Raw genomic sequence first — 25,250 nt, 5'->3', positions numbered from 1 at the left:
ATTTCACCTCGCTTTCTTGGTCAGAAGATAGGCATAAAACATAAAAAAGACACCCGTCAGAATAAGACCGATGTTTGTATTCCATCTATAAGCAGCTGTCAGGATAAAGCCTGCACCCGTAATGAACAGCAGATCATTTAATATCAACAAGAAAAAAGAAAACCCTCTTTTCATAACTCTAGGGTTAAACATGGCTGTAAAAAAGGCACTAACCTTTTTCATATTTCTCACATCCTAAAAACTGAAATTGCCGGACCCAAAATGTTCATTCAAATCAACTCTTCCACTATTGCCGAAGTACATCGCACGGGCATACGCATTTATAACAGCTGCAATTGGGTCAATCCTTTGCTTCGATTTTGCTTTATCCAGCATGATATTTTCCTGCGGATCAATTTTAGTAATCGCATTATTAATGGCCCATGTTAAAACCGGGTCGTCACTGTGTATGACTTTCCCCTCATAAACGTTTTCTCGAAAACTCTTTGTTGGTAATGAAAGATGATTTATTCTTTGCGGCATTTCGACTGTCGTCAACCCTTTTGATTCAAGACGTTGGGCTAAATGAAGAGCGTTCCATTTATCGTATACGATCTCTTGCGGCCGAAAACGATGTTTATGAATAAATTCTATGATCCATTGTTCGACTCGTTGATAATCAACCGCTTCCCCTGCCGTATACGTAATGTAACCCATCTCTTTCCACAAATCATATGGCACCTTATCTGTTGCCATTTTTTCCTTGGCTCGTGCCTCAGGCATAAAGGAATGTTGGCCAACGTAGTACAACCCCTCCTGCACAGCCACATATCCAACAGATGTTAAGTCTGTAGTCATGGACAGATCAAGCCCCAGATAAACTGACATGCCCTGTAAATCAGGAATTTCACCGCTGCATTCCCGCCATTTTGTCATGTTCATATATCCATTATCCTTCTGATCAACCCACCGATTCATATTTTTAGTCAAGAAGCTTCTCATTTTTTCCGGAACTTCAAGCGCTACTTTAAGGGCAGCTCGCAATGACTCCATGCCCTCTGGGTACGTTGCAACAATCGGATTGGCTTTAATCCAATTTGATTCGTCTTTTATATCGTCCTCTGGATCAAGCTCACAGATCATAACAAAATAATCATCATTCTCCGTGTCAATGTCTGGATCAAGTATTTTACTTGTATATTGATATTCCCTGAAACACGGTCTTTCCATATGAAATCCGGCTGTCGTAATAACAGCCATTAACGGGCTGCGGCGGGCGACCATACCACTATCAAGAACATCATAAATTTCACTTGTTTCATGAGCATGATATTCGTCCACTATCCCAATAGATGGGTTTTTCCCGTCCCCTAACTTCCGGGCTTCTCGAGATAAAGGCTGAATGATGGAGTTTGTCTTGTATTTTTTTACTCGTCCATTGGCTGAGGAGTATTTCCCTTTCAGTATGGGCGCATGATGCAGCTGTTCGAGTATGGCTTGATAAACCTCATCGGATTGTTCTCTGGACCAGCCGGCGATAAATACCCGGTGTTTTTCTTGCGTTGGAAAAATCTCGTATGACGCCACTAAAGCAAGAAACTGTGATTTCGCATTTTTCCGGGCCAGCTGGATATAAACTTTTCGAAATCGCCGAGCACCGTTTTCTTTTTTATAAAAACCGTAGATATTAGCCGCTATAAAAAGTTGAAAGTCTGTAAGCTCGATCGGCTGTCCGGCAAGAATCCCCTCGACGTGTCTGAATTGCCGCGCCCATTCATAAAAATCTACAACAGCCTCAGCGTCAAAATAATAAGGACAGTCATCATCTGCGAGGCGTTCAACATCTCGAAAAAAGCGTTCAACTGCCCATCTGTGTTTTTTGCTTGCCTTGATTTCACCGGAACGGATTTTCTCAGCGTATGACCACACCCGTTCTATAAGAATTTCGGCAGTAACCTCTTGCATTACATGCGGCCCCCGAACCGTTCTTCCTCTTTTGACTTCGGTTTCCCATCATCTTTTTTCGGGATGACGAGTTTACAGCGAGAGGAAATGGTCAGTCCTAAATCGCTTGAAGCTTGCCGGCATTGTTTAAACAACTTGTCTTGGTTTATCAATAGTTCAGAATAGTCATCATTCGGAATAACCTTTTCTTCTTCTCCTATTACATTCCCGTCATCATCAAATTTTCTAACGATCACTGTTTTCATCGGACCCCGTTCAAGTAATTGCTCAGTTACTTGCAAATATAATTTCCGGGCAAACAAAAAACGGGCAAGCGCATCAACATCTAAATTGGTCATAATCCCGATGTTTTTCAGCTCGTCCGCTATCTTTTTAAACTCTCTTTTTAAGTCTTTTGGTAAATATGATGGAGCTTTTACTTTGTCGTTTGGTGCCTTTATTTCCTGTGCTCGACGCTCCTCAATCTCTTGCTGTGTCAGGTGTTTCTTCCCTTTCACCAGTAGCAAGTCGACAGGTTGCCGCGGTCTAGCCATTCCCTCACCTCCTTCCGAATTTTCATTTAGGGAATTTTTCAAAATGGGGAGGGGAGCGCGGTCTCCGGCGTTCACCCCTCAGAGATTTTAGGGTGGGGGGTGCTCATTTCCTCTTTCAACTGCAGCATTGCGGCTTCTAATTTCTTTTGTGCTTCTTTTAATTTCTTTGTATACAGATCGAATGCTGTTTCCTTTTTCATCGTTGCACGAAGAGCAAACAGTTTCTTTACCTTTTGTTGCATACGTCTTATGTCAGCGTTGGTGTAATAGGATGTATACTCAGTCCGACACCGAGGACACTTGATATAATGCTCACGGATTCCGTCGTCATGCTTCCTGACCTTTGAGCATCCTTTGACCAAGAGTAATGTTCCACATTCATCACACATGCATGTTTGATGTTCTGTTCCCAAATCCTCCATCCTCCTTCGCTGTCTTCCTGCTGTGGCACGGCGCGCATAGTGGCTGCCAGTTTCTTGAATCCCAAAAGAGTTTCATGTCTCCTTTATGCGGTTTGATATGATCGACTACTGTTGCCGGCACCCGCCTACCTTCCATCATGCATGATACACAGAAGGGATGCTTTGACAGATAGCCTAGACGCGCCTGCCTCCACTTGCTGTTATATCCACGCTTGGCAGCGGACTCCCGGTATTGATCATAGGCCGGCTTGGTTCGCTTGTGATGTTCACAATAGCCCTCCCGTGTTAGGTTGGGACAGCCGGGTTCATTGCAAGGTTTTAATGGTTTTTTCATGAATAAAACCACGAGCTTTTATATAAAACTTCTCTCAAGGCTTCTTCTAAAGAACATGTGTAAGGGACATTATCTCTTCTAACAAATCCCGTTAACAGACACCCTTTACTATGCAAATCTTTAACAACGTCAAAAGGAATGCCCTCGTCGCATACAACGTTCTCTAAACCGTCCAATCTTTTTCCATCATGATAGTCTATAAATTCAAGGTCTGGATGCATGTACTGATAGTCAGAAGCGACATTTCTATGCATTAAGATAGGGCAATTATTTTCTCTGGCAAATTGAATTAACGACGCTGTTTTGCCTAAACACCTTTGCCTTTCTCTAACATAAATCAGCTCATTCTTTTCTGCTGCCTTTTCCAATAAATCAGAAATACTCATATATGACAGATTCAACTCCATGTAACGCCGCTCCCTTTTCACAAAATAAAAAGCGCCCTCCCAAATGGGACAGCGCCTGTCGATTTATTGCCTATTACCATAATAACTCACTAAAGACAAAATGGTGTGCCGTTATATTGCCATGTTTGTGCCGTTTGTCTGCCAAATTTAAAATATTTGAAACTCAGCGTCCTCTATTTCTTCTTCCATTTGGCTAATTGACTTAGCCCGTTCCTCAATTACTTCTTTTTGGTTTTCTAATAAGAAATTTAGACCATCTATAGCATTCTTAAATTGACCTTGTTGAGCAATAAAAAATGGAGCAACAATCTTCTCATCCTTCGTGCTTACATCTATTAAAATGATCTCTTTCTGTTCTGCATTATAAACAATCAGTTCATCCGCTACCTCTCCCTCCAAAAATCCTAATATAGGTCCTCTGATAGAATGATACCGAATACTTGGGTGATAGAAATACCTTTTGTTTTTAATATACCAGTTAATAACTCCATCGAATTTTTCGAGATAATCTTTTATGATGTTAGACTGTTTGAGTGTTAATTCTTCCATTTTTTCTTCTTGTTTCTCTAGCGTTCTTTTTTGTTCTTCCAATTGTTTTATCCAATCTTGTTCTAATAATTCTGTCATGAACATACTCCCCCCTTTTTTTGTATAGTATAACATATCCACATTATCCACGAATTACCCATATGTTTTATACTGTGCAACTCGTCGAACTGAGCCAACCCCTTGTCCTCTCTGTTTTTAACAGATATCCCTAAAATGAATTACACACCTGCTATTTTTGAGGAATTGACGAAAAATGCAAAGAAAAAGGCCCATCCTTGTTGTTTTGGATGAGCCTGATTATATTTTAAATTTCTTCATAGCGTTGTTCATGGCGTCTTGATTGATTCCAATGTATCTAAGGGTTGTCCGTTGGTCCGAGTGATTAAATATCTCCTGCAGCATAGCTACGTCCTTCGTTTGTTTGTAAAAGTGATAGCCAAATGTTTTCCTCAATGTATGAGTGCCGATGTCATCTAAACCAACATACTCAGCAGCCGCCCTGAGAATCTTGTATGCCATCGACCGGGATATTGGCTTGTTAATCCCTTCACGGCTTTTAAAGAGAAACTCATGGTCCTCTTTCCCTTCGACATAGGCCTTAAATTCTCTTTGAAGAGCTGGCGTCATGTCGATTCTCTTTTTCTTTTTCGTTTTCTTCTCTATGAGATTGAAGTATGGCCGTTTAGCGTCTCTTACTCTCAGCTGCAGAATATCTGATATGCGTAGCCCTGAATTGATACCGGTCACAAATAGCATGTAATTCCTCATGTTTTGCTCTTTTAAAAATCTCTTAATGTAAAAGATGCATTCCGGGTCACGTATAGGTTGAACAAAATTCATTAAGAAGCTGCCCCTTTCTTGTAGACTTCTTCTCTTAGAGCAAATGCCAGCCTATAGAGAGCTTTTGCCTTTACACGATAATAGCTGCGCTGGCTCATTCCCATTTCTGCATATACTTCATAATCATACATTTCTTCCAGTTGCATATAGAGCATGACGATGATCTGCCGTTCTCTTTGAGAAAGCCGGTTAACAGCCCTTTGAATCCTTTTTAAGAATTTGTCACGCTGAACCTCCCAATCAAGACGCTTTAATGCTGCCTCTTCTGTTGAAGAATGAAACTCATTTGTGATGCTTGGCGGAACAATGCTGTAAGTAGGTGTAACCTTTGGTAAAAAATCATCTGGCACCTGTAAGAGATATAACCGGTATTGATCAAGCAGCTTCTCTGCTTTTAATTTAGTCGCTTCTTCGTCAATCTGAGGAATGTTTAATGTTAATTGATTCATATTTTTACCCTCCCGTTTATTTGCGTCTTAAAGCCCCGCCTTTGCCTCTTTTCAATGTTTGCCTGTCTTGCCCCATCATTTGCCGCCAAAACCGTTCAGAACGCTCCTGTGCGTTTTTATTGGGCTTTTTCTTTTTCATGTCATCCCTCCGTTCAAATAAAAAACGGACACCAAACAAACAGCTTTAATGCTGTAAGTTCAGTGTCCGCAGGCTTTCCGTCTTGGACTTATTTAGTTTTAATTGAATCCCATTTGGCTCAATGCTGATTTTACTGCAAGTGGGACCACGTCTACTGGCTCAATATTTGGATTCTCTTTATATTCCACATAGTACAGTGATATTAGTTTTGAAGTCTCACTCACCATTTGCATTTGCAGTGGCATGATTTTTTTCATTTCATCAAACATCATCTGCATTTCAATATCTGAAAACTTATTCCCCATCACTCCGCACCCTCCACTTCGCAAACAGCGCATTTAAAGACGGGTTCATAATGTTCGTTTGTATAGTGACCTCTCAACTCTCGTTTGACTTCTAACGTTACATTGCCGACGTTCCCGAATTTCTTTTCTAAATGGCTTTTGATTATTTGTTTAACCTCTTCTGGCGATAAAGACACTTTCATTTTCATCAATCCGCGCCCTCCTTCACAGGTAGAAACAGATCAATCATAAACAAGTTAGGGGTGAAAACCCCATCCGGTTTCGCCTTCTCAAATTGAAAAACCTCTACCACGAATCCTAGATCATGCGCCGCTTGTATCCTTTCACACGCTTCTTTTAGGGTTCCGGCTTTGACTGACGTCACAGCTTTTTTATACATTCTCCACACCCTCCAATAACTCAGGATTTCGAAAAATGTCGCCGATTATTGAGATTATCGCCGTCTCAGAAAACAACGGGCGGCACTCTTCTTTTTTGTCGTTGACGATGCACCATTGACCCTCAATCATTTTCACTTCCCCAATAAGAGTGGGATTCCCGCATAAGTCAGGATCAAGATTCTCTTGTCGGACAATGTGCCCCGCATAAATTGTTTCCCCAAGTTGGATTTCTTCGGGCGCTTCTCTTATCCCAGTTCCCCACATGAGAGACGTTCCTTCTTCGTGACTTCCTGTGACATATCTCTTGTGACCTTTGTTGTCCATATTCCGTAAAAACCAATGAGTCCCTATAATCTCTAAACTCATACCTGGTTCATCCCAATAATGCATCTGCTCGCCGTCCCACACTCTGTATGCTGTGTTCATTGTGCATCCTCCTGAATATCTACTTTTATAGCGAATGAAGCCATATCTTTCACGTCTACTTTCTGCAAGCAATTTCTGCTTTCTGTATCACACGCTGGTATTTCTATGGTTATGTTGGATTGTTCATAGGTTTTATAAGAGTCAGTTTCTCTATTGCATACTGCACATGGCTTTTTTTCTGATGATAAGACGCTATCGATTTTCACGCTATTTCCTCCTCAACGCCCATGCTGCAGCCGCATTTCGGGCAGCGTGCATCTGGGCGGATTTTTATATCTAATTCGTTGTGACCACATTCGGGGCAGCTGTATTCGATCATGATGCCGCCTCCTGATCCATAATCGCTTTGAATATCGGGTAAATCTGCTGAGGCACAACCGCGTTGCCTAATCCTTTAATTCTGTCCACCCGGTTGGGAACCCCATGAGCCACTCGACCCACGTCGGGTTCAGCTGGCCAGCGTTGCCTGCTGTCATCTGTTTCCGTTCCTGTTCTGTAATAACTCCCTTTTCCTGTAGATCTATCATTGTCTGAAATGAACCGGTGCCGCCGCACATCCCTTTTGTTCTCGGAGTCGGCCAGAGAACTGCATCGGGGAGCGTCTGATGATTCCAGTTCGGTCCTGTTCGTCCTTTCCAATCCCTTGCTGTCGGAGTCGGAAAGAATTGAACGTACCTCCCCGACCCTATTGAACCGTCCGTCCCATTTCCGGTTTTCTTCCTGAGAGTCCCTGTGGAATTCACTGTGAAACTGTCGTTTTTCCCTATGATGCTCCCTGTTGTGCCGTCCGAAGCTGTCGGAGTAGGCAACAACGAAGGTTCGATCTCTTCGATGTTTGGCGTCGACGGCGCAAGCCGGTATAATAAACGATTGCCCTTTGTAACCTGCGCTTTCCAAGTCAAATAGCGTGCGGTCGAGCTCCATGTTTGCGAAGTTAGCAACGTTTTCACCAACAACCCAAGTGGGTCTAAGTTCTTTGATGATCCTAAACATTTCCGGCCAGAGGTCGCGGTCATCTTCCGTGCCTCTTCGCTTCCCGGCAATACTGTAAGGCTGGCAAGGGAATCCCCCTGAAATAATGTCAATTGTTCCACCTGGCTCAATCACTCCTTTTTCCTCTAAAAGCTGTCTATTCAAGGTGCGTACATCATCGAAGATGGGAACGCCCGGGAAGTTCTTATTCAATACTTTCTGGCAGAAGGGTTCACGCTCACAGAATGCGACTGTTTCAATTCCAGCCCATTCAGCAGCAAGCGCTATACCCCCTATTCCTGCGAATAACTCGATGCTTTTCATGCTGTCATCCCCCTATTCCCAGCCGACTGCGATTGCAAAGAATAAAATCAAAACCATCGCCACAATGAGCCAGCCATTTGTTTTGTCCCTTTTTGCAATAATTGCGTCATTGCCGATCATTCTTAGATCATCAGCCTGAGCAACGATCATAGGCACTTCCTCGACATTAACCTTTAAGTGTTCGGCCGCCTCGTAAATGGTCATCGCTTCGTCCTTCGTGGATTTAACTGCCCGCTGCAGCTCAACTTGTAAAGGAATCATTTTGCATCACCTACTAATGCTTTTTTTGCGATATCTCCCCAATCCATATCAATAGCAGGTGGACAGTCTTCAAATTCTTTTGTATATGTTGTTTCTTCCGCGTAAAATTTTAATGCTTCTTTATACCGCCCGTTCTCAGACTGTAGCCGCTGAAGTTCTTCCCGAGTCTGCCGGAATTGATGAACCGTTACTTCCTGCTGGCGCTTGTTTTCTTCAATGATTTCCTTTAGCCCAATAACTTCATCAGCAAGAAGGTTTACCGCTTGATCCTTGCCGAGTGGAAGACTGTTAGTACCCAGCTCGGTAAAACAAACCCCTGAAATATCCTTACGAAACACAACGCCCGATAATAAAGTGAATTTATATTGGTTCATGCCTGTTCCTCCCATATCGCAGAGAGGACCGGCCCCTCTGCGTCACATTTTATATCCGATCTCAAAATCAATTCTGGAAAGATTGCCTTTTGACGTTTGCACGATTGTTTTCCCGTGCTCTGGCATTTCCGTTAACTTGAATGATTTATTGTTTCCGTCAATCACAATGACGTAATTTTTGTCATTTTCAATTTGATTAAGTACCTGTTCCAGATTTTCTATATGTTTTGGACAGTTCACTATAAACGCCCCCGTATGGTATAATAAAAGTGTTGAGTTTCTATTTTCCATACGGTGGCATTTACTAAGTGACCATCATTACATCCAATCGTTCATCGGGAAAACTTGCAGCTTTGTCTGTGGTTCTTCCGCTGGGATGATTGGATGTTTTTTTATATACTCCAAACGCTCCTCTTCCGTCATAACCCATGTAATAACTTCCCCATGCTGACGTAAGTTTTTATTTTCTGTCATGTCCTCTCGCCTCCTTACTCTTCGTTCAATTGTTTGATGCGCAGATTGTAAAGTGTCTCAATTTCATCGTCTGACTGGCGTTCCAGAAATGCTTTTCCGTATCCACCCAAGACAGTGAGCCACTCAATCAAGTGCTGACGTTCTGTCCATTCCAACGGTCCCCGCTCCCTTCTTGATCAATAATTGCATCGCAGCATTTTTATAGTCAGGCGGACATTCTTCATACCGCACGATGACCATGAGTTGGTGAATGGTTGCTTTCTCAAATGGGAAGGCGCTGCCTGATAAGATCATGTTCTGTCGCATCCTTTCCGAGAAGCCCGTTCATTCGTGGCTGAATGAAGTCCCTGCTGGCTTGATCCATAACGAGGAACAGCACTTCGTCTATGTCTCTATTAAGCTCCTCTGAAATACAGATAATAGACTCATTGGCTTCCCACATTTCACGAAACCGCTTGATCTCCGAATCATTCCAGACAAAGTTTTTTTCAATGAATGGTATATACACCGGGCTATCCTGCACGAACCGCCGCAGATTATCTTTTTTACCTTTCAGGTGCGTTCTCTTGATTGAAATTCGTTTATTTGCATTTAAACCATAAGGACGTGGCGGGAGCACGCGGCCTCTTGCAAAGTCAACAATCAGCAAAATGATTTCATCTGGCTTTCTATTCAGCAGCTCCGCCATGTCATAAATGGATTTGCCGTCGTACCAGTAATCAACAACCTGACGCATTTGCACCAATGACCATTCAAAATTAAGATCAGTCAAAGCGATTTCTAAACGATCAGCAAGAACCGCCACGCTCATGCCAAACACTTCCTTACCGTACCGGTATACCGGTGAACAATGATCAATCTCTGTTCATGCTGCAGGTTTTTAGAAACCAGCCAGTTGTTTGGATTTAAACCGTTTTGCTTGATAATGTCCTTTTGCGCGCGTGTTGGGCGTTTACCGTGTTTCAAACTGCATTCCTCCTAAAGTTTTGATAGTCAGTAATTTTCTGATCAATGAGAGCAATAAGTTTATTAATCTCTTTTTTGCGTTCGGCGTCAGTAAGCTTCCGTTCTGGCTTGAGCTCCCATACGCCGGGCATAATCAATTGAGCATTAGTTCCATGCACTGTTTCCACCTCCTTTAGGGATGCGTTTATCCTCTCCGGTAAACTTGACAACCTTTGTCCCTTTCATCATTCGAGATATGATGCGGCCGCCGTGAATACCGTATTTCGCTTGAAGGCTTTCAACGTTGTAATTGGTGGTAATAATATTGGGCTTGTCCTGCCGAGACTCAATAATTGTCAGTATCAAGTCGGTAGCCCATGATTCCTCACCGTCTTTGTCCTTTTTGACGTACTCTGCGCCCAAGTCATCAAGCACAAGTAACTGGCATTCTTCAATGTTTTTAAGAATAAGGCTTTCTGTTTCCGTCTTATCTCCGTATGAGTTTCGGATTTTCCGTAGCAGCATTTTGGTATTTGCGAAAATCACTTTTTTCCGCAGCCCTTTAACATACTGCGCAACGCTGTGAGACAAGTGACTCTTTCCGATCCCGTAATTCCCTTGTAGTAGCAAAGAATCAAAGTCTCCCCAGTTTTCAAAGTTCTCAGCGTACCATTTCAGCTTTCGGAAGGCGTCCATCTGTGAGTCTGATAAGCCTTTCAAGTTGAAATTACCGAATGCGGCTTTCTGAATATCCGGAGGAACCAGACTGTTATTCCAGAAGAATGCGTCCGCTGCTGTTTCTTCTTGAAACTCAATCATTTCTTTTTCAAGTGCAAGGTTGTCACAAGCTAAACACCGGCTATGCTTCTTGCCATTCTGTAAGTAAATCGGAACCTCGTTACCGCACCCCTCACACTCTCTAACGCCGATCTTTTTCGGAAACAAGTGCTGCAGGCTTTTAGGAACTGCTTTAGAAAAGGCCTGTGTATTGGTTTGTTTCGTTTGCTGGGCTGGAATCAAACTGACGGCCTCCCTTTTGATTTAAATAATTTTCAAACTTGGTACCGAATAGCGTTTCTGGACGAATGAATTTGTTCATTTCCGGATCATTTAACCATTCTTGGGTTTTTACAAGGATGACATGTTTAAAATCATTGAATCTAAAACCTTCGTTCCATCTGGCCTTTATAAGATTTCTTGTTTTAGGTGTAGATGAGCGATAGTTTTTGCCTGATACTTTGTTCAAAAGATCAATGATCAGCTTGTAAGGAATCTCCTCTATTGCTTTTTTTGAGGAGGATGCGGCGTCGGGTTTACCCGACAATATATCTTTTTCTTTTTCTTCTTCTTTTTCTTCTTCTTTTTCTTGTCCACTTGTCGGTAACGTATCGTGATACGTGTCGTTTACGTATCGTGAAAATGATTCCCTGATAGCTTCATTAGGAATGTGCGGATAAAGAAGCTCTATCAACGTTTTGTCCTTAACTTCCTGCAGCTCTTTTTCTATGCAGTCCATCATTGGTTTTCCAGCTTTATTGAGGTTGTATTTCCCCCACTTGATGATGGCAATTTCCCGTGTATCAGAGTTATACACGATTAACCTATGATGATTTTGAAACCGTTCCATAAGACTGTTAATCGATTCGATTGAATATCCAATATCAAAGGCCATTTGCTTTTTAGTAATAGAGTAAATGCCTATTTGAGTCGTATTGGGATTAGTTAAGAGATACAAATAAAAGTATTTATCCTCAGGTGTTAATTCCTCTAATACTTTTGGATCTTGCCAGAATTGCACATGAACCTGCCGGAATTTAGCCATTAGTTTCACTCCCCTGCTCTATTGCTTCCGTTTTAGTCAAAGGCCAGGGCGATCTCTTTCCGTTAACAATTACAGAACCAAGGGTGTCAGCAGAACAATCATTTGCAACGACAGAGCCCCCTAACTCTTGTAATTTAGTTAGTTGACGCTGATGGGTTGTAGGTGATTCGCTAATCACAATGTTAAATTTTTGATTTAGCCAAACTTGACTAATTAAATACATGGCGCTTTACCTCCTAACTGCGATTTAACTCACTTTGAACAGTTCATCTATAGACCGCCCGAAATGTTGAGCCAAAATTCGCGCCTCCGACAGAAGAAATTCTCTTTTACCGGATTCCTTTAAGTAATAGGTCTGCGGACTAATCTTCAAAATTTCAGCAATTTCACGCTGAGATTTTCTTTTTTCTTTCCTAGCGACATAAAGGTTTAAATACATAACTCAATCAAACACCTCCTTTCCCTAATCCGTATTCCTGACAGGTATAAAACTATTCAAAAAAAAGTTTCGCTTTGATATTTAACGATTGCGAAATTTGTTCTAGGCTTTTTAAGGTCGGCGAAACCTTTCCGTTTTCTAACCGTGAAACATAAGAACCAGTACAGCCGATCTTTTCTGCAAAAACTGTTTGAGAAAGACCGCTCTCTTTTCTTTTTTTCCTGATCATATGACCAAGTTCAGATAAGTCTATCAAATTAACCCCTCCAAAGTATTCTTGTCAGGAATATATTCAAAATATACCACACAGGAATATTCATGGCAAGTATTTTTTTCAATACAATATTCCCGACGGGAAAGTTGCTATGATATAATATTTATATCATTATTTGTATCATTGACTTTAAATTTGAATTTAAAGTCAATTTATTTTTGACATTAAATTCAAATTATTTATCCTTTATCCCTTAGATGAAAAGGTGGTTAAAGCATGGAAAGTAAGAAAATTGGACATGCCGTTAAACGTCTGAGAACCGAAAAGAAAAAAACTGTGGATGAGGCAGCTAAAGAAATCGGAATTTCTCAGAGTTATTTATCAAGAATAGAAAACAATACTCAAGTGCCTTCGTTAAAGGTTATAGAGAAAATCGCTGATTACTTTAATGTTCATAAATCATATTTATTTTTTGATGAAGAAAGCTTGGATAGCTTTACAGACCCGGAGAAAAAGTTGCTCGCACAGCAAAGTATTACAGTAGACGATTTAAAAAAACTCAATATAGTGCACGAGAACGGTAGCAAGATAACAGAAGAAGAATTGCAAATTGTGATTCAACACTTGAAAGAATTAAGGAAATTAAAGGAAAGCTATATGAGCGATAAGGACTAAACCGCCTCTTTTCGGTCATTTAATTTTTCCTTATCTTTGTTAATCTCTTTTCTTAAATTTTCAATAAGATTTTCAAAAGTGATTTTCATGTTGTATCCCCCAATTTATATAGAACATATGTTCTATTATATTTTAAATTGTAATCAAAACAAATACTTTTAGAAGAATTTCCTGTTTTCGTTTTTTTTGAAAACAGGAAATTTCCCCAAAAAGCACGAAAGACGTTGCCATTTCTGGCAGCGTCTTTTTTGTTTATTTAATATGCTTTTCGGGGTGTTGATGAAAGATTATGCTCCGACTCTAATCTCAGCTGTTTGGAAATTACCTTGTGCATTTGAATGATCCAATGCACCATTTACATAAGCCAAGGTCAATATACCGAACGCCAAGGTTAGGACTAAAGACATTTTTTTCATCTGCAACACCTCCCGCTACTAAATATTAAAATTAAATCCTAATTTTATCAAGTATATTTTTGGAAGGTTTGCTCTAAATTGATCACGTTGCTGAGAAAAATGATAGAGTGACAGAAGCAACTTTTCTGCGGACTCTTCCATTATCCCATCGAAGAGCAGAGCATATTTTTTATAATAATCGTGCTCATAAAAAGAGCTTAGCGAAGTCTGTTTGGCCAATGCCTTTGCAAAATCAGTCACCTGAAATTCCTCAGAAATTTCTTTGTTCCAAAAGCGCTGTAAAATTGCTATCTCTTCTTTATTCTGAATTAATTCATCTTCTCGATCTGGAAAGTTTTCTAGTAGTTTTATACACTTTATGTAGTGCTCATATGATAACGAATATGACTCGTTCATATAGGACAACGCCAGTATATATAATGCTGTCATGTTAAGGTTTACGCTCAGATTTTTTTCCAACAAAGAATAAGCCGATTCTCTGGCTTTATAGATGTTATTGTCTTGCTTTAAGTATATATTCACCGAAACCTCTTCCAAACGTGCAGCGTAGGCTAATTTTAAAAATGGATCTGATATATCTTTAATTAACCTTTTAATGTTTTCAATTTGATAAAGGGTTAGCTCATATCTCCCATTATAAAAACTAGCATACATTTCTAATATCTGTAGTAATGTTTTCGTCTCATGACAACTTGGTCTGAATCGTTTTAGGCCTTCTATATACTCGTAATTTCCATCTGAGAGTCTAAATCTAAGGATGAATGTATAAATATCTGACCATATATTGGACTTTCCATCACGTTTAATCTGTTCATCAATCAAAGTTTCCACGACTGTAAATAGTCGTTTGGCATAACAATATTCTAGTGCCGCAGGGTAATTCTTCTTCTTTACTCCATTTAGACAATATCTTCTCAATAACTCAGTCTCATTGTTGCTATCCAAATATTGGACTATATCTCTTACCATCCAGAAATTTATTTCTTTCCCATTAAGAAATTTGCTTAGGTATCCTTCGCTAATTCCTATATTCGCTGCGACGGTATTCTGTCTTTCTCCCGATGATTTTATGAGTTCTTTTAGATGCACTCTTATGTCTCTTGTTGCTACCTCGTTCACTATAATCACCTTTTCAACTCAAATTTAACATAAGTGCAAAAAGAATATTGTCGAACCATGACGAAAATATTTAGAATTTTGCAATATTTTTGAAGAGAAATATTTCTATACTTAATTATACCATATTTGTAATAAAAAGTATTGAATTTTCCGTCTATTTTCGCATGAAATATGTAAACTTTTCTTTTCAAGTTTTAAATCCAGTGCTATCTTAATAGTATTATTTCACTATGCAATAGTTATTCTTTAGAAAGGTTGAATGATATGCCTGTATATAAGGACGAGAAACAAAACTCTTATTACTTTATTTGTCGTGTACCCCAAAATGATGGAAAGGTAAAACAAGTAAAGCGCCGAGGGTTTAAAACCAAAAAGGCAGCAAAAGAGGCAGAAGCAGAAATGCTCCTATTTAAGGATTCCGGATCACGGATCACGTTCAAAGAAGCTGCAGAAAGTTATTATGTTTGGTATAAGGCCCGACGAAAAACGTCATCGGTAAATGTCATTAAGAATATTCTTTTCAATCACTTGATCAAGGAATTCGGTAACATGAAAGTGGAATCCATAACACCTAAAAATGTTATGATGTATCAAAATAAAATCATTGATCAATACGCTCCTGACTTTTTGAAGAAAATTCATTCTACCCTCTCCGCTGTTTTCAATTTCTCAACAAGGTTTCATAACACGAAAAATAACCCGGCAAAAATCGCCGGCAATTTTGAGGTAGAAGTGAATAAGCGTTTGAATTACTGGGAGTTCGATGAATTTAAGAGGTTCATTTCGGTGGTAGATGATCCGATGTATAGAGCATTTTTTTCAACTCTATATTTTAGTGGAGCTCGTAAGGGTGAATTGCTAGCATTAACCTGGGCGGACGTTGATTTTGAGAACAATCATATTGACATAAATAAGACAGAATACAATCGAGAAATAACCAAACCCAAAACAAAGTCATCAATCCGGGTTATCCTCATGCCAAAACAAGTCATGGACCAATTAAAAGACATAAAAAAAAGCGCTGAAAACATAGCGCCAGTTAAATCAGATTATAGGGTTTTTGGTTCTTTTTACGATAGCATAGCGACCAGCACAATTGACAGACGCTACGAAAAATATCTTAAAAAATCAGGAGTTAAAAAAATAGTGCTCCATGAATTCAGACATTCACATGCATCATACTTGATCAATAAAAGATGCAATCCTTTGGTCATCGCTCAAAGGCTGGGGCATAAGAATGTTGCCGAAACATTGAACACGTATAGTCACCTTTATCCGTCTGCACAACATGAGGTTATTGGCTTTATGGAAAACGAAAAATTTTAAAAGTGTTACCAAAATGTTACCGCAGTGCCCTCAAAAGCTTTAAAAGCCTTGATAGCACTGCGGTTTCAAAGTATGTATGGAGACGGTGGGAGTCGAACCCACGTCCAGAAACATCGATTACTTAAGCGTCTACGAGCGTAGCCTGCATATTTATGGTTTCACTCATCTTCTTGCCTGCGGGCGGGCCTTCCGAGAGCTAGTCTGTTCATCTCTTCTTACGTTCTCAGACGGGAACGCAAGCGTAGCCTACTTAGATGTGCTCTTCACAGACACATAGGCAATGTCAGGAAGAGCTCGCTGCGCTTATTAGGCAGCTAATGCTACGTTTTGGTTAAAACTGTTAGTTTTGCCAGTTATATTTAAGTGCGTGTTTACGAGATCGCCTCTCGGCTCGCAGCTCAAGCTCGATCCATCCCTGTCGAATCCGTAACGTCCCCTTGGTATAAGGGAAATACGGGAGAAAATATCAAGCTCTCACTCAAACTGGCTATAGTCTTATTATAACATGATCACGGCTCTTTTCAATTGTCAAATCCTTCAAATGAATGTCGACGTGATCTGATCGTGAACACAGTATAGCACAGGCCTGATTTTCGAATCAAGCACTATGCCTTTAGAAGCCTTTTTGGCTGTCTCTGAATGCTCTTTCGATTTCCCGCTTCGCGTCCTTGCGCTTCAGGTCTTCCCGTTTGTCATAGTTCTTCTTCCCTTTTCCAAGGCCGAGAAGCACTTTGGCAAAGCCATTTTTCAAATATAGCTTCAGCGGAACGAGAGAATAACCTTTTTCCTTTGTTAACCCGATCAGCTTGTTAATCTCCTTACGGTGCATTAACAGCTTTCTCGTACGGAGCGGATCGTGGTTATAGCGGTTTCCCTGCTCATATGGGCTGACGTGCATATTGTGGAGAAACACTTCTCCCTGTTCGATTTTGGCGAAGGAATCCTTAAGGTTTACGCGACCGGCGCGAATCGATTTGATTTCGGTTCCTTGCAGAACGATGCCGGTTTCATAGGTTTCTTCTATAAAATAATCGTGGTTGGCTTTCTTATTTTGAGATAATACTTTTCCTGACCCTTTTGGCATGCCAGAACCTCCTCTCTCTAAGGAAAAACTGTCCACCTTTTGCGATACGCTCTATTTTACCAAATGTCACGTACCGCTACAATGAAAAGCTGTTTCCGAAAGAAAGCAAATAGAGCGCTGCGGCCCTATTTGCTGGTTGAGCTGTTATTTCTTCTTTTTCCGTTTCTGTTTCGGCGCATTTTGGAAGCCGCGTTTTTTCTTTTTCTTCTTCGGCTTAGTGAACCATTCTCCTTTTTCCTCAGACGGCGCTGGAGAAACAGGTGTATTGGTGCTTTGAACGCGTTTTCTGGCAGGTTTTCCGCGTTTTCTGCTCCGGCTGCTGTCCAATTCTCTCGGACGGCGTGGAGAGCCCTTCATGCCGACGATTTCAAAGTCGATATTGCGCTCATCTTTATTGACATCGACAACCTTGACTGTGATTTCATCCCCGATGCGGAAGACGTTGCCTGTCCGCTCGCCAATCATTGCGAAATGCTGTTCGTCAAAGCGGTAGTAGTCATCTGTCATAAAACTGACATGGACGAGTCCTTCAATTGTATTCGGCAGCTCGACGAACATTCCGAAGTTTGTCACAGAGCTGATCATGCCGTCAAACTCTTCACCGATTTTATCAAGCATGTATTCCGCTTTTTTCAGATCATCCGTCTCACGCTCGGCATCAACTGCACGGCGCTCCATAGATGATGTATGTTCGGCGATATCCGGCAGGCGTTCAGCCCACTTTTCCTGAGTCGCTTCATCGACTTTGCCGTTGATCAAATACGTTCGGATCAGACGGTGAACGATTAAGTCCGGATAACGGCGGATCGGCGATGTGAAATGCGTATAGAATTCCGTTGACAGACCGAAGTGCCCCAAGCTTTGCGGGTCGTATTTCGCCTGTTTCATCGAACGGAGCATAACAGTAGATATAACCGTTTCCTCTGGTCTGTCACGCACAGCGTCCAGAATGCTTTGCAGGGCGCGCGGATGAATATTTCCCGCCGTTCCTTTCACCACATAGCCAAATGTCGTCACAAACTCTAAAAACTTTTGCAGCTTTTCAGCATTCGGCTCTTCGTGAATCCGGTATATAAACGGGACGTTCATCCAATGGAAATGCTCCGCTACTGTTTCATTTGCCACAAGCATAAATTCTTCAATGAGCTTCTCGGCGACAGAGCGTTCTCTGATCACAACGTCTTTAACCGCTCCTTCGTCATCGACAAGCACCTTTGCTTCTTTGAAATCAAAGTCAACGGCGCCGCGGTCCATCCGCTTATCGCGAAGAATTTGAGCCAGGCGCTCCATGTCTTTGAACATCGGAACAAGAGGCTCGTATTTTTGTTTCAGCTCTTCATCATCGTCAACAAGAATTTTATTCACATCTGAATATGTCATTCTTTCCGTTGTTTTGATGACACTTTGGAAGATCTCGTGCTCTGTCACCTGTCCCTGACTGTTAATGGTCATTTCACAAGAAAGCGTCAGGCGGTCAACCTTTGGATTTAAGGAGCAGATGCCGTTTGACAATCTGTGCGGAATCATCGGGATGACACGGTCAACCAAATACACACTCGTCCCTCTTTCAAGCGCTTCTTTGTCAATCGGTGAGTTTTCGGTTACATAATGGCTGACATCAGCAATATGAACGCCAAGCTTGAAGCTTCCATCGTCCAGCTTCGTCACGGTAACTGCATCATCCAAATCCTTCGCGTCCGCCCCATCAATGGTGACAATCACCTGGTCACGGAGATCACGGCGGTCTTTCAGATCTTTTTCATCAATTGTGTCAGGCGTACTAGATGCCTGTTCCATCGCGTCAGCTGGAAATTCTCCCGGCAGGCCGTGCTTATGAATGACCGATAAAATATCAATGCCCGGATCATTTTTGTGGCCGAGAATGGTTTCAATCTCGCCCTCAGCGTTCATGCGGCCTTCAGGATAGCTCGTCAGCTTGACAACAACCTTATGCCCTTCCGCAGCTCCATTTTTCCCGTTTTTCGGAATGAAGATGTCACTCGTGATTTTTTTGTCGTCCGGAATGACAAAGCCGAAGTTTCTCGTTTCTGTATACGTGCCGACAACCCGCTGAATCGCTCTTTCTAAAATCCGTATGACGGTTCCTTCCTGTCTGGAGCCGCTTGACTGTGAATTCAGGCGAACCATGACGATATCGCCGTTCATTGCTGTATTCAGCTCATTAGGCGGAATAAACACATCGCTTAACGACGTATCCTCAGGCAGCAAAAAGGCGAATCCTTTCGCATGCGCTGAAATCTTTCCTTTTATTAAATTCATCTTCTCCGGAATGCCGTAGCGGTCACTTCTCGTCCGTACGATAAGCCCTTTTTCTTCCAAGGCGACTAACGCTTTGACGAGCTCTTTAAACTCCTCGGCTTCCGTAATTTTTAACATCTCCTCTAGTTCCTGAACAGTCAAAGGCTTATATGCCTCTTCCTTCATAAACGAGAGAAGCTTTTCCATAAATGCTTCTTTTTCCATTATCCGACCTCCTGTTGATTACCAATCGAGCTTCTCTAAAAATTCATACACATCCTGATGGACGAGGTCACGTTCTTTGTCGAGTGTAATGACATGGCCTGATTCCTCGTACCATTTCAGCTGTTTATCATCAGTTTCCACTTCGTTGTAAATAATATTGGCGCTTTCGGTATTAATCATGTGGTCATGACGGGCCTGCACCACAAATGTCGGTGAATAAATCATATCGACATTGTTCCGCACATCAGCAATTAAGTCTTGCAGCGCCTTGAGGGTATTCATCGGCGTTTTTTCAAATTCTTTCATTTCCTCTTCAATTTGCTCAGGGCTTTTCCCCTCAAACTTTTTATAATTGCGAGCGTATGAAAGAACGCCTTGATACATGACCTCTTCACTCTTAATATGCATCGGTGCGCACATTGGGACAATTCCCTTTATGGGTACAGTGTAACCCAATTTCAGCGAAAAAACCCCGCCAAGCGACAGTCCGCAGGCAGCAATGCTCTCATAGCCTTCAGATTTTAAGTATTCATAGCCATCCATTACGTTTTTCCACCAGTCTTCAGGCCCCGTATGTACAAGTTCTTCAGGCGGGACGCCATGTCCTTCATACTGAGGCGCGTGGCACGTATAGCCCCGTTCATTCAAATATCGTCCCAGCATCCTTACATCCGCTGTATTTCCTGTAAAGCCATGCAGCAAAAGCACCGCTTTGTCCCCGCCTTTAAATGTAAATGGTTTTGGTGTCACAACTTTCATGCTCATGTCTCCCTTTCTATCTGCACGATCATTATAGTTTTCCACAGTTTAATCAGAAAAAAACGTTTTGAATATCAGCCAGAAACGTGAAAAAGGCCTGACTTCACATCAGACCTTATACAAACATTGCCCTATAGGATATAAGCAAGCGCAATCGTTAACACGAAAAACAAGACTGCCAGCACTACCGTAATGCGGTGCAAAATTAAATCAAGACCTCTTGCTTTTTGTTTCCCGAAGAGCTGCTCCGCTCCGCCTGAAATCGCACCAGATAAACCGGCGCTTTTACTGGATTGAAGCAAAACGACAATAATAAGTGCAATGCTGACGATAACCAATAAGGTAATCAAAACTGCGTGCATCCCTTACACCTCCAGACTCACTGGCTACATTACTTCTATTTTACATGAAAAGGGTTGGCATGTCACGCTGTATCAGACGCCAAAAGGCCGGATAAGACGTTTTGTTTTGGTTACCCTATTCATATGAAAATGTCAAAGGAGAAAAGCGATGCCGCTTATCAGCATAGTCAGCAGGAAACATCTTTTTTATGAAGAATATGGACAGGGAATCCCTATCATTTTTATCCACCCGCCCGGCATGGGACGCAAGGTTTTTTATTATCAACGCCTTCTTTCAGAGCATTTCAGGGTGATTTTTCCCGATTTAAGCGGGCACGGTGACAGTGAACACACGGGTGAACCCGCTTCTATTTCCTATTATGCGAACGAGATCGTACAATTAATGGACGCTTTATCCATTGATAAAGCTGTGTTATTCGGGTATTCTGCCGGGGGCTTAATCGCGCAGCACATCGGCTTCACCCGCCCGGACAAAGTCTCACACCTGATTCTGTCCGGCGCCTACCCCGCTGTTCATAATGTAATTGGCCAGAAGCTTCACAAACTGGGAATGTATCTGCTTGAAAAAAACCCCGGTTTGCTCATGAGAATCCTCGCTGGGAGCCACACAAAAGACAGACGGCTTCGCAGCATATTAGCAGGCCATATGAAAAAAGCAGACCAGACCCATTGGCATCAGTATTATCAGGATTCGCTAGGCTACAACTGCATTGAACAGCTGCCCCGGCTAAACATGCCAATGCTTTTTATGTATGGCGGCCTGCGGGACTGGACCTTTACAAACGCGGGCTATTACCGAAGGGCGTGCAGCCATGCCGAATTTTTCAGATTGGAATATCAGGGACATCAATTGCCGACAAAACAATGGAAAACGTGCAATGAACTGGTGACAGGGTTTGTGCTGACACATCATTCAAGATAGAAAACGCTTGGATCTTCTTGCGTTTTTTCTCTTTTATTGACTTTTGTCAATAAAATCATAGTAAAAAAGATCCTCAAATTTCAAATTAAAGTAGTGAAGCATTTTACCAATCACAAGCTGCCCCGGCCTCCTTTCACCATTCAGCACGCGGCTCAGTGTGGCGGGTGAGACTCCGATTTCCAGCGCAAGCTGATTAAGGGAATAATCGTTATTAACCATATACTGCAAGACATAATCACGTCTAATCTGTATCTTTTCTACTGGCACTTTCCTCACCTTCCATTCCTGAAAAAACTTTTTTCTATAGTTTTACATTACGGCTTATGTTAACTTTTGTCAATACATTTCCAGTCTACCTATTCCCTTTAGTCAATAAACATACTAAAATATGAGTAACAGTGAGGGACGGGGTGAGACATATGGAAAGCTTTGGCGAACAATTGCGGGCATTGCGCGAGGAGAGAAAGTTAACGGTCAACCAGCTGGCGACTTATTCAGGCGTAAGCGCGGCCGGCATCTCCAGAATCGAAAACGGAAAACGGGGTGTTCCCAAACCCGCCACCATCAAAAAACTGGCGGAGGCCTTAAAAATTCCTTATGAGGGGCTTATGTACAAGGCTGGTTATATCGAAGAAGTGCATGAAGCCAAGGCCCCTTATGAAACAAAATGCAAGCTGCTCGAAAAAGCGGAGGCCTATGACCTGAAAAACCTTGCGCTTCTTGAGAACGAAAAATGGCAATATCTCAATAAAGAAGATTTGCTCATGCTCGATCATTATTTTTCGTTTATTTCAGACGAAGCCAAAAAACGGTCTGCTGATGACTGACTATTGATAGAAATGAGAGGCGATAGACCATGTCACCGTTCGGACAGCAATTACGGGAGCTGCGCCGCGCCCGCAAACTGACAGTGAATCAGCTTGCGGTGTACTCAGGCATCAGCTCGGCCACCATTTCAAAAATTGAAAACGGCAAACGCGGGACGCCAAAACCCGCCACGATCAAAAAACTGGCGTCCGTCCTGAAGGTGCCGTACGAAGACCTAATGGCCGCCGCAGGCCATATTCAGGCCTTTCCTAAAGAAATCCGCGAAGCATCTGAAAGCTATCAGTCCGTTTATGACATTTACCAGACGGCTGTCACGCGCGGAGCGGAGCACCTCCCGATTTTCAATAGCCGAAAATGGGAACATCTTTCAAAGCAGGATATTGAAAATCTCAGCAAATACTTCGATTTTTTATCTTCGGAAGCAAAAAAACGCGCTTCTTCCTCATAATCCCTTGTTCCTCTTTCTGCATTTCATCAATCACGCTTGCATACCTTCCCTCGTTATTTGCGTTATAATAGTGACAGACGAGGTGAAAAGTATGAACCAATCAGAAATGTGTCCTAGATTTGAAAAAGCAGTCGACATCTTAAGTAAACGCTGGGTCGCTTTAATCGTATTTCAGCTCTTAAACGGGTCGCAGCGATTTAGCGAAATTGAAGCAGCACTTCCAAATCTAAGCGGCAGAGTTCTGTCAGAACGGCTGAAAGAACTTGAGCTTGAAGGAGTAGTAAAGCGGGATGTCATCCCTGAAACTCCGGTTCGCATCGAATATTCATTGACCGATAAAGGAAAGGCGCTAGCCCCCATTTTAGGCGAGATTTCTAAATGGGCGACTGAATGGATTGACCCTTCCTTTCTTGACTAATTGCTAAAACGGTTCTGATCTCAAAGACGAGAAAAAGAACCGTTTTTTATTTTTTTATTTTCCAGGTGAAAAAAAGATATCTCAGCCGATATATAGTACATCCACACATTACGATTTTAAAGGAGACCACTATATGCGACTGACGATTTCCCGCAAATTCAGCCTGGTATTTTTGACACTGATCCTGATCAATTTACTTGTAGGCGGAATAGGCGTTCTTAATATGCAGCATATCATTCAAAAAACAGATGAAATCAACACGAAATGGATTGACGGCATCAAAGGAATCACTTCAATTAATTATGTAACTGAGCACCTGTCTTCTAAAGAAAAGGATTTTCTGATTTATACAGACAAAAGTAAAATGGATACACTTGATCAAGAAATGAATCAAATCATGGAAGACATTAACCAAAAGCTTGATAGCTATAAAAAAACGATCTCCACTGATAAAGAGCAGAAACTGTTCGAGCAGCTTCAAACTGAAGTGAACACCTATATCGATATTCATGCGCAAATAATCGAGAGCGGCCGCACTAATGACATGGACAAAGCAAGAGGTTTATTGGTCCAAACTGAGACCAGTTTTGAGGATATGAAAAAAACAATCACTCAGCTTGTTGACTACAATAAAGAAGGCAGCAACACAGCAGTAAAAGAAACGAAGGCCGTCTATCAAAAAGGGCTCATTTATACTGCTCTGCTTGTGGCAGCTTCGATCATCGTCAGCATTTTCATCTGGCTTTATATCGCGCGAAACATTGTAAAGCCTATCATTCGCATGAAGGAGTCTGCCAATCATATTGCCGAGGGAGATTTGTCGAACGACATGGAGCCGCTCAACTCAAAAGACGAGCTGGGCGACCTGAATGAAGCCCTGCAAAAAATGGTAGGGAATCTGAGAGATATTGTCGGATATTCTAAAGACATCTCAAGCCGGGTTCTTTCTTCTTCACAGGTGCTTGCTACCGCAACGAATGAAACAAGATCCGGCAGCAAACATATTACTGAAACGATGAACGAAATGGCTGAGGGCTCTGAACAGCAGGCCCAAGACGCTGTAACGATTGCCGAATCGATGAATGAGTTTACCGAAAGCATTGATAAAGCCTATAATCACGGCATTACAATCAGCGATACGTCTCAAAACGTTCTCGAACTCGCGGTAAGCGGAAACGAAAATATGGATACGTCTTTACAGCAAATGAAAACCATCCACCATATCGTTCAAGAAGCCGTGCATAAAGTGAGATCACTTGAACAGCATTCTCAGGATATCAACAAGCTCGTTCAGGTCATCAACGGGATTGCCGAGCAAACGAATTTGCTGTCCCTTAACGCCGCGATTGAAGCTGCCCGCGCAGGAGAAAGCGGCAAAGGTTTCGCCGTTGTGGCTGATGAAGTTAGAAAGCTGGCTGACGGCGTTTCTGATTCCGTGCAGGACATTACCCGGATTGTAAATGGGACACAGCAGGAAATCCACTCCGTTATTAAGTACTTGGAAAGCAGCTTTACAGAAGTCGAAAAAGGAACGGAAAACCTGACAGACACCGGACAGGCTATGCAGCATATCAAACAATCTGTCACTCATGTTGCAGACAGCATTAAGGAAGTTACGGATGGCCTGAAGCAGTTAACAAACCAATCGATTACCATCAATCAATCGATTGAAAATATCGCTTCTGTATCCGAAGAGTCGGCCGCCGGCATTGAAGAAACATTTTCAATTACCGAGCAATCCGCCCATTCGATGGATCAAGTGCTTCAAAATGCTGAGGAGTTGGAGCGGCTGGCGAAGGAGCTTAATGCAAAGATGGATCAATTTACAATTTAAATAGAAAAAAGAGGCTGGACTC

Annotated in this window: 43 protein-coding genes and 1 other RNA gene; 7 read left to right on the top strand and 37 right to left on the bottom strand. The window is 42.0% G+C overall.

The window, feature by feature from the left end; translation table 11 throughout:
- Positions 1-3: 3 nt before the first annotated feature.
- The 29 genes from QA442_RS04780 to QA442_RS04640 form a co-directional block, all read right to left on the bottom strand.
- Positions 4-222 carry a hypothetical protein gene (locus QA442_RS04780; RefSeq protein ID WP_103330102.1) on the bottom strand — a complete coding sequence of 73 codons (219 nt, stop codon included), beginning with the start codon at positions 220-222 and terminating at the stop codon, positions 4-6.
- Positions 223-234: 12 nt separating this feature from the next.
- Complete coding sequence (locus QA442_RS04775; RefSeq protein ID WP_147801354.1) at positions 235-1,944, bottom strand: terminase large subunit; 1,710 nt, start codon at positions 1,942-1,944, stop codon at positions 235-237.
- Positions 1,944-2,477 carry a phage terminase small subunit P27 family gene (locus QA442_RS04770; RefSeq protein ID WP_147801353.1) on the bottom strand — a complete coding sequence of 178 codons (534 nt, stop codon included), beginning with the start codon at positions 2,475-2,477 and terminating at the stop codon, positions 1,944-1,946. Before QA442_RS04770 ends, QA442_RS04775 begins: the two co-directional genes overlap by 1 nt.
- A gap of 71 nt (positions 2,478-2,548) precedes the next feature.
- Positions 2,549-2,899 (bottom strand): transglycosylase, encoded by a 351-nt coding sequence (locus QA442_RS04765; RefSeq protein WP_250540063.1) that lies wholly within the window; start codon positions 2,897-2,899, stop codon positions 2,549-2,551.
- Positions 2,859-3,233 carry an HNH endonuclease signature motif containing protein gene (locus tag QA442_RS04760; protein ID WP_147801352.1) on the bottom strand — a complete coding sequence of 125 codons (375 nt, stop codon included), beginning with the start codon at positions 3,231-3,233 and terminating at the stop codon, positions 2,859-2,861. The genes QA442_RS04765 and QA442_RS04760 overlap by 41 nt, the downstream gene beginning before the upstream one ends.
- The gene (locus QA442_RS04755; RefSeq protein WP_279473769.1) at positions 3,230-3,640 is read right to left on the bottom strand and encodes a hypothetical protein; all 411 of its coding nucleotides are present in this window, start codon (positions 3,638-3,640) and stop codon (positions 3,230-3,232) included. Before QA442_RS04755 ends, QA442_RS04760 begins: the two co-directional genes overlap by 4 nt.
- A gap of 147 nt (positions 3,641-3,787) precedes the next feature.
- Positions 3,788-4,267, bottom strand: coding sequence for a hypothetical protein (locus QA442_RS04750; RefSeq protein ID WP_147801350.1), 480 nt, complete (start codon positions 4,265-4,267; stop codon positions 3,788-3,790).
- A gap of 219 nt (positions 4,268-4,486) precedes the next feature.
- Entirely contained in the window at positions 4,487-5,029 is a 543-nt protein-coding gene (locus tag QA442_RS04745) for a tyrosine-type recombinase/integrase (RefSeq protein ID WP_003220264.1), read from the bottom strand.
- Positions 5,029-5,478 carry an ArpU family phage packaging/lysis transcriptional regulator gene (locus tag QA442_RS04740; protein WP_147801349.1) on the bottom strand — a complete coding sequence of 150 codons (450 nt, stop codon included), beginning with the start codon at positions 5,476-5,478 and terminating at the stop codon, positions 5,029-5,031. Before QA442_RS04740 ends, QA442_RS04745 begins: the two co-directional genes overlap by 1 nt.
- A 16-nt stretch (positions 5,479-5,494) precedes the next feature.
- The gene (locus QA442_RS04735; RefSeq protein ID WP_279473767.1) at positions 5,495-5,617 is read right to left on the bottom strand and encodes a hypothetical protein; all 123 of its coding nucleotides are present in this window, start codon (positions 5,615-5,617) and stop codon (positions 5,495-5,497) included.
- 98 nt (positions 5,618-5,715) lie between these two features.
- Positions 5,716-5,922 carry a hypothetical protein gene (locus tag QA442_RS04730; protein ID WP_208561495.1) on the bottom strand — a complete coding sequence of 69 codons (207 nt, stop codon included), beginning with the start codon at positions 5,920-5,922 and terminating at the stop codon, positions 5,716-5,718.
- Entirely contained in the window at positions 5,922-6,110 is a 189-nt protein-coding gene (locus QA442_RS04725; protein ID WP_069150174.1) for a hypothetical protein, read from the bottom strand. The genes QA442_RS04730 and QA442_RS04725 overlap by 1 nt, the downstream gene beginning before the upstream one ends.
- The gene (locus QA442_RS04720) at positions 6,110-6,301 is read right to left on the bottom strand and encodes a hypothetical protein (RefSeq protein ID WP_279473766.1); all 192 of its coding nucleotides are present in this window, start codon (positions 6,299-6,301) and stop codon (positions 6,110-6,112) included. The genes QA442_RS04725 and QA442_RS04720 overlap by 1 nt, the downstream gene beginning before the upstream one ends.
- Entirely contained in the window at positions 6,294-6,728 is a 435-nt protein-coding gene (locus QA442_RS04715; protein WP_279473765.1) for a YopX family protein, read from the bottom strand. Before QA442_RS04715 ends, QA442_RS04720 begins: the two co-directional genes overlap by 8 nt.
- Positions 6,725-6,934: a hypothetical protein gene (locus QA442_RS04710; protein ID WP_279473764.1), complete on the bottom strand. Its 210-nt coding sequence runs from the start codon at positions 6,932-6,934 to the stop codon at positions 6,725-6,727. The genes QA442_RS04715 and QA442_RS04710 overlap by 4 nt, the downstream gene beginning before the upstream one ends.
- Positions 6,935-7,043: 109 nt before the next feature.
- Positions 7,044-8,024, bottom strand: coding sequence for a DNA cytosine methyltransferase (locus tag QA442_RS04705; RefSeq protein WP_279473763.1), 981 nt, complete (start codon positions 8,022-8,024; stop codon positions 7,044-7,046).
- Between the two features lie 12 nt (positions 8,025-8,036).
- On the bottom strand, positions 8,037-8,285 hold the full coding sequence (locus QA442_RS04700; RefSeq protein WP_147801345.1) for a hypothetical protein: 249 nt from the start codon (positions 8,283-8,285) through the stop codon (positions 8,037-8,039).
- On the bottom strand, positions 8,282-8,659 hold the full coding sequence (locus QA442_RS04695) for a hypothetical protein (RefSeq protein ID WP_187265322.1): 378 nt from the start codon (positions 8,657-8,659) through the stop codon (positions 8,282-8,284). Before QA442_RS04695 ends, QA442_RS04700 begins: the two co-directional genes overlap by 4 nt.
- Before the next feature lie 42 nt (positions 8,660-8,701).
- Positions 8,702-8,899 (bottom strand): XtrA/YqaO family protein, encoded by a 198-nt coding sequence (locus tag QA442_RS04690; protein ID WP_003220282.1) that lies wholly within the window; start codon positions 8,897-8,899, stop codon positions 8,702-8,704.
- A gap of 78 nt (positions 8,900-8,977) precedes the next feature.
- Positions 8,978-9,133: a hypothetical protein gene (locus QA442_RS04685; RefSeq protein WP_164972453.1), complete on the bottom strand. Its 156-nt coding sequence runs from the start codon at positions 9,131-9,133 to the stop codon at positions 8,978-8,980.
- Between the two features lie 14 nt (positions 9,134-9,147).
- Complete coding sequence (locus QA442_RS04680; protein ID WP_128993388.1) at positions 9,148-9,288, bottom strand: BH0509 family protein; 141 nt, start codon at positions 9,286-9,288, stop codon at positions 9,148-9,150.
- A gap of 107 nt (positions 9,289-9,395) precedes the next feature.
- Positions 9,396-9,944 carry a hypothetical protein gene (locus tag QA442_RS04675; RefSeq protein WP_128993389.1) on the bottom strand — a complete coding sequence of 183 codons (549 nt, stop codon included), beginning with the start codon at positions 9,942-9,944 and terminating at the stop codon, positions 9,396-9,398.
- Positions 9,941-10,099, bottom strand: a complete 159-nt coding sequence (locus QA442_RS04670) for a DUF6906 family protein (protein ID WP_003220291.1) — start codon at positions 10,097-10,099, stop codon at positions 9,941-9,943. Before QA442_RS04670 ends, QA442_RS04675 begins: the two co-directional genes overlap by 4 nt.
- Positions 10,096-10,257, bottom strand: a complete 162-nt coding sequence (locus QA442_RS04665; RefSeq protein WP_187265335.1) for a hypothetical protein — start codon at positions 10,255-10,257, stop codon at positions 10,096-10,098. The genes QA442_RS04670 and QA442_RS04665 overlap by 4 nt, the downstream gene beginning before the upstream one ends.
- On the bottom strand, positions 10,244-11,098 hold the full coding sequence (locus QA442_RS04660; RefSeq protein ID WP_116363035.1) for an ATP-binding protein: 855 nt from the start codon (positions 11,096-11,098) through the stop codon (positions 10,244-10,246). The genes QA442_RS04665 and QA442_RS04660 overlap by 14 nt, the downstream gene beginning before the upstream one ends.
- Positions 11,049-11,900: a conserved phage C-terminal domain-containing protein gene (locus QA442_RS04655; protein ID WP_147801344.1), complete on the bottom strand. Its 852-nt coding sequence runs from the start codon at positions 11,898-11,900 to the stop codon at positions 11,049-11,051. Before QA442_RS04655 ends, QA442_RS04660 begins: the two co-directional genes overlap by 50 nt.
- Complete coding sequence (locus QA442_RS04650) at positions 11,893-12,123, bottom strand: hypothetical protein (protein ID WP_116363037.1); 231 nt, start codon at positions 12,121-12,123, stop codon at positions 11,893-11,895. The genes QA442_RS04655 and QA442_RS04650 overlap by 8 nt, the downstream gene beginning before the upstream one ends.
- A 24-nt stretch (positions 12,124-12,147) precedes the next feature.
- A complete protein-coding gene (locus tag QA442_RS04645; RefSeq protein WP_116363038.1) occupies positions 12,148-12,339 on the bottom strand; it encodes a helix-turn-helix transcriptional regulator in 192 nt (63 codons plus the stop codon).
- Positions 12,340-12,391: 52 nt separating this feature from the next.
- Complete coding sequence (locus QA442_RS04640; protein ID WP_147801343.1) at positions 12,392-12,595, bottom strand: helix-turn-helix domain-containing protein; 204 nt, start codon at positions 12,593-12,595, stop codon at positions 12,392-12,394.
- 234 nt (positions 12,596-12,829) lie between these two features.
- On the opposite strand from QA442_RS04640, the gene QA442_RS04635 reads away from it, so the two are divergent.
- Positions 12,830-13,228, top strand: a complete 399-nt coding sequence (locus QA442_RS04635) for a helix-turn-helix domain-containing protein (protein WP_147801342.1) — start codon at positions 12,830-12,832, stop codon at positions 13,226-13,228.
- A 287-nt stretch (positions 13,229-13,515) separates the two neighbouring features.
- Here the strand turns inward: QA442_RS04635 and QA442_RS04630 are convergent, their stop codons facing one another.
- Both QA442_RS04630 and QA442_RS04625 read right to left on the bottom strand, forming a co-directional pair.
- Positions 13,516-13,644 carry a hypothetical protein gene (locus QA442_RS04630; protein ID WP_261799119.1) on the bottom strand — a complete coding sequence of 43 codons (129 nt, stop codon included), beginning with the start codon at positions 13,642-13,644 and terminating at the stop codon, positions 13,516-13,518.
- 18 nt (positions 13,645-13,662) lie between these two features.
- Positions 13,663-14,763, bottom strand: coding sequence for an AimR family lysis-lysogeny pheromone receptor (locus tag QA442_RS04625; RefSeq protein ID WP_046663968.1), 1,101 nt, complete (start codon positions 14,761-14,763; stop codon positions 13,663-13,665).
- A gap of 264 nt (positions 14,764-15,027) precedes the next feature.
- On the opposite strand from QA442_RS04625, the gene QA442_RS04620 reads away from it, so the two are divergent.
- Positions 15,028-16,089, top strand: coding sequence for a tyrosine-type recombinase/integrase (locus QA442_RS04620; protein WP_046663969.1), 1,062 nt, complete (start codon positions 15,028-15,030; stop codon positions 16,087-16,089).
- Positions 16,090-16,163: 74 nt separating this feature from the next.
- Here the strand turns inward: QA442_RS04620 and ssrA are convergent.
- The 5 genes from ssrA to secG all read right to left on the bottom strand — a co-directional run bounded on the left by ssrA (position 16,164) and on the right by secG (position 20,778).
- Positions 16,164-16,526, bottom strand: a transfer-messenger RNA (tmRNA) gene (gene ssrA / locus QA442_RS04615).
- Between the two features lie 176 nt (positions 16,527-16,702).
- The gene (smpB, locus tag QA442_RS04610; protein ID WP_095431896.1) at positions 16,703-17,173 is read right to left on the bottom strand and encodes an SsrA-binding protein; all 471 of its coding nucleotides are present in this window, start codon (positions 17,171-17,173) and stop codon (positions 16,703-16,705) included.
- A gap of 144 nt (positions 17,174-17,317) precedes the next feature.
- A complete protein-coding gene (rnr, locus tag QA442_RS04605) occupies positions 17,318-19,657 on the bottom strand; it encodes a ribonuclease R (RefSeq protein ID WP_095431897.1) in 2,340 nt (779 codons plus the stop codon).
- A gap of 18 nt (positions 19,658-19,675) precedes the next feature.
- A complete protein-coding gene (locus QA442_RS04600; protein WP_003242610.1) occupies positions 19,676-20,416 on the bottom strand; it encodes an alpha/beta hydrolase in 741 nt (246 codons plus the stop codon).
- A 131-nt stretch (positions 20,417-20,547) separates the two neighbouring features.
- Positions 20,548-20,778, bottom strand: coding sequence for a preprotein translocase subunit SecG (gene secG / locus QA442_RS04595; RefSeq protein WP_003220028.1), 231 nt, complete (start codon positions 20,776-20,778; stop codon positions 20,548-20,550).
- A gap of 148 nt (positions 20,779-20,926) precedes the next feature.
- Here secG and QA442_RS04590 point away from each other — a divergent pair, with 148 nt between their 5' ends.
- On the top strand, positions 20,927-21,700 hold the full coding sequence (locus QA442_RS04590) for an alpha/beta fold hydrolase (protein ID WP_095431898.1): 774 nt from the start codon (positions 20,927-20,929) through the stop codon (positions 21,698-21,700).
- Positions 21,701-21,733: 33 nt separating this feature from the next.
- Here QA442_RS04590 and QA442_RS04585 read toward each other — a convergent pair whose 3' ends face one another.
- On the bottom strand, positions 21,734-21,967 hold the full coding sequence (locus QA442_RS04585; protein ID WP_003220031.1) for a helix-turn-helix domain-containing protein: 234 nt from the start codon (positions 21,965-21,967) through the stop codon (positions 21,734-21,736).
- 152 nt (positions 21,968-22,119) lie between these two features.
- On the opposite strand from QA442_RS04585, the gene rghR reads away from it, so the two are divergent.
- From rghR to QA442_RS04565, 4 genes are all read left to right on the top strand, one after another.
- On the top strand, positions 22,120-22,527 hold the full coding sequence (gene rghR, locus QA442_RS04580) for a transcriptional repressor RghR (RefSeq protein WP_014665397.1): 408 nt from the start codon (positions 22,120-22,122) through the stop codon (positions 22,525-22,527).
- A 29-nt stretch (positions 22,528-22,556) separates the two neighbouring features.
- A complete protein-coding gene (locus tag QA442_RS04575) occupies positions 22,557-22,976 on the top strand; it encodes a helix-turn-helix domain-containing protein (RefSeq protein WP_014665398.1) in 420 nt (139 codons plus the stop codon).
- Between the two features lie 91 nt (positions 22,977-23,067).
- Positions 23,068-23,394: a catDE operon transcriptional regulator CatR gene (gene catR, locus QA442_RS04570; protein ID WP_003242888.1), complete on the top strand. Its 327-nt coding sequence runs from the start codon at positions 23,068-23,070 to the stop codon at positions 23,392-23,394.
- Between the two features lie 133 nt (positions 23,395-23,527).
- Positions 23,528-25,228: a methyl-accepting chemotaxis protein gene (locus QA442_RS04565; RefSeq protein ID WP_095431899.1), complete on the top strand. Its 1,701-nt coding sequence runs from the start codon at positions 23,528-23,530 to the stop codon at positions 25,226-25,228.
- Positions 25,229-25,250 lie beyond the last annotated feature (22 nt).

It is taken from the genome of Bacillus stercoris, from assembly GCF_029772985.1.
In the GTDB taxonomy this organism is placed as follows: domain Bacteria; phylum Bacillota; class Bacilli; order Bacillales; family Bacillaceae; genus Bacillus; species Bacillus stercoris.
This window is presented reverse-complemented; position numbering and strand designations above follow the sequence as displayed.

What these genes read in the sequence shown, in the direction of transcription:
- QA442_RS04565 (WP_095431899.1), top strand. Translation starts at nt 23,528, where the DNA reads ATGCGACTGACGATTTCCCGCAAATTCAGCCTGGTATTTTTGACACTG.
- QA442_RS04715 (WP_279473765.1), bottom strand. Translation starts at nt 6,728, where the DNA reads ATGAACACAGCATACAGAGTGTGGGACGGCGAGCAGATGCATTATTGG.
- QA442_RS04750 (WP_147801350.1), bottom strand. Translation starts at nt 4,267, where the DNA reads ATGACAGAATTATTAGAACAAGATTGGATAAAACAATTGGAAGAACAA.
- QA442_RS04735 (WP_279473767.1), bottom strand. Translation starts at nt 5,617, where the DNA reads ATGAAAAAGAAAAAGCCCAATAAAAACGCACAGGAGCGTTCTGAACGG.
- QA442_RS04745 (WP_003220264.1), bottom strand. Translation starts at nt 5,029, where the DNA reads ATGAATTTTGTTCAACCTATACGTGACCCGGAATGCATCTTTTACATT.
- QA442_RS04590 (WP_095431898.1), top strand. Translation starts at nt 20,927, where the DNA reads ATGCCGCTTATCAGCATAGTCAGCAGGAAACATCTTTTTTATGAAGAA.
- smpB (WP_095431896.1), bottom strand. Translation starts at nt 17,173, where the DNA reads ATGCCAAAAGGGTCAGGAAAAGTATTATCTCAAAATAAGAAAGCCAAC.
- QA442_RS04575 (WP_014665398.1), top strand. Translation starts at nt 22,557, where the DNA reads ATGTCACCGTTCGGACAGCAATTACGGGAGCTGCGCCGCGCCCGCAAA.
- QA442_RS04695 (WP_187265322.1), bottom strand. Translation starts at nt 8,659, where the DNA reads ATGAACCAATATAAATTCACTTTATTATCGGGCGTTGTGTTTCGTAAG.
- QA442_RS04705 (WP_279473763.1), bottom strand. Translation starts at nt 8,024, where the DNA reads ATGAAAAGCATCGAGTTATTCGCAGGAATAGGGGGTATAGCGCTTGCT.
- QA442_RS04730 (WP_208561495.1), bottom strand. Translation starts at nt 5,922, where the DNA reads ATGGGGAATAAGTTTTCAGATATTGAAATGCAGATGATGTTTGATGAA.
- QA442_RS04600 (WP_003242610.1), bottom strand. Translation starts at nt 20,416, where the DNA reads ATGAAAGTTGTGACACCAAAACCATTTACATTTAAAGGCGGGGACAAA.
- QA442_RS04685 (WP_164972453.1), bottom strand. Translation starts at nt 9,133, where the DNA reads ATGACAGAAAATAAAAACTTACGTCAGCATGGGGAAGTTATTACATGG.
- QA442_RS04650 (WP_116363037.1), bottom strand. Translation starts at nt 12,123, where the DNA reads ATGTATTTAATTAGTCAAGTTTGGCTAAATCAAAAATTTAACATTGTG.
- QA442_RS04740 (WP_147801349.1), bottom strand. Translation starts at nt 5,478, where the DNA reads ATGAATCAATTAACATTAAACATTCCTCAGATTGACGAAGAAGCGACT.
- QA442_RS04765 (WP_250540063.1), bottom strand. Translation starts at nt 2,899, where the DNA reads ATGGAGGATTTGGGAACAGAACATCAAACATGCATGTGTGATGAATGT.
- secG (WP_003220028.1), bottom strand. Translation starts at nt 20,778, where the DNA reads ATGCACGCAGTTTTGATTACCTTATTGGTTATCGTCAGCATTGCACTT.
- catR (WP_003242888.1), top strand. Translation starts at nt 23,068, where the DNA reads ATGAACCAATCAGAAATGTGTCCTAGATTTGAAAAAGCAGTCGACATC.
- QA442_RS04720 (WP_279473766.1), bottom strand. Translation starts at nt 6,301, where the DNA reads ATGTATAAAAAAGCTGTGACGTCAGTCAAAGCCGGAACCCTAAAAGAA.
- QA442_RS04655 (WP_147801344.1), bottom strand. Translation starts at nt 11,900, where the DNA reads ATGGCTAAATTCCGGCAGGTTCATGTGCAATTCTGGCAAGATCCAAAA.
- QA442_RS04760 (WP_147801352.1), bottom strand. Translation starts at nt 3,233, where the DNA reads ATGAAAAAACCATTAAAACCTTGCAATGAACCCGGCTGTCCCAACCTA.
- rnr (WP_095431897.1), bottom strand. Translation starts at nt 19,657, where the DNA reads ATGGAAAAAGAAGCATTTATGGAAAAGCTTCTCTCGTTTATGAAGGAA.
- QA442_RS04645 (WP_116363038.1), bottom strand. Translation starts at nt 12,339, where the DNA reads ATGTATTTAAACCTTTATGTCGCTAGGAAAGAAAAAAGAAAATCTCAG.
- QA442_RS04725 (WP_069150174.1), bottom strand. Translation starts at nt 6,110, where the DNA reads ATGAAAATGAAAGTGTCTTTATCGCCAGAAGAGGTTAAACAAATAATC.
- QA442_RS04700 (WP_147801345.1), bottom strand. Translation starts at nt 8,285, where the DNA reads ATGATTCCTTTACAAGTTGAGCTGCAGCGGGCAGTTAAATCCACGAAG.
- rghR (WP_014665397.1), top strand. Translation starts at nt 22,120, where the DNA reads ATGGAAAGCTTTGGCGAACAATTGCGGGCATTGCGCGAGGAGAGAAAG.
- QA442_RS04770 (WP_147801353.1), bottom strand. Translation starts at nt 2,477, where the DNA reads ATGGCTAGACCGCGGCAACCTGTCGACTTGCTACTGGTGAAAGGGAAG.
- QA442_RS04675 (WP_128993389.1), bottom strand. Translation starts at nt 9,944, where the DNA reads ATGAGCGTGGCGGTTCTTGCTGATCGTTTAGAAATCGCTTTGACTGAT.
- QA442_RS04755 (WP_279473769.1), bottom strand. Translation starts at nt 3,640, where the DNA reads ATGGAGTTGAATCTGTCATATATGAGTATTTCTGATTTATTGGAAAAG.
- QA442_RS04630 (WP_261799119.1), bottom strand. Translation starts at nt 13,644, where the DNA reads ATGAAAAAAATGTCTTTAGTCCTAACCTTGGCGTTCGGTATATTGACC.
- QA442_RS04620 (WP_046663969.1), top strand. Translation starts at nt 15,028, where the DNA reads ATGCCTGTATATAAGGACGAGAAACAAAACTCTTATTACTTTATTTGT.
- QA442_RS04635 (WP_147801342.1), top strand. Translation starts at nt 12,830, where the DNA reads ATGGAAAGTAAGAAAATTGGACATGCCGTTAAACGTCTGAGAACCGAA.
- QA442_RS04780 (WP_103330102.1), bottom strand. Translation starts at nt 222, where the DNA reads ATGAAAAAGGTTAGTGCCTTTTTTACAGCCATGTTTAACCCTAGAGTT.
- QA442_RS04775 (WP_147801354.1), bottom strand. Translation starts at nt 1,944, where the DNA reads ATGCAAGAGGTTACTGCCGAAATTCTTATAGAACGGGTGTGGTCATAC.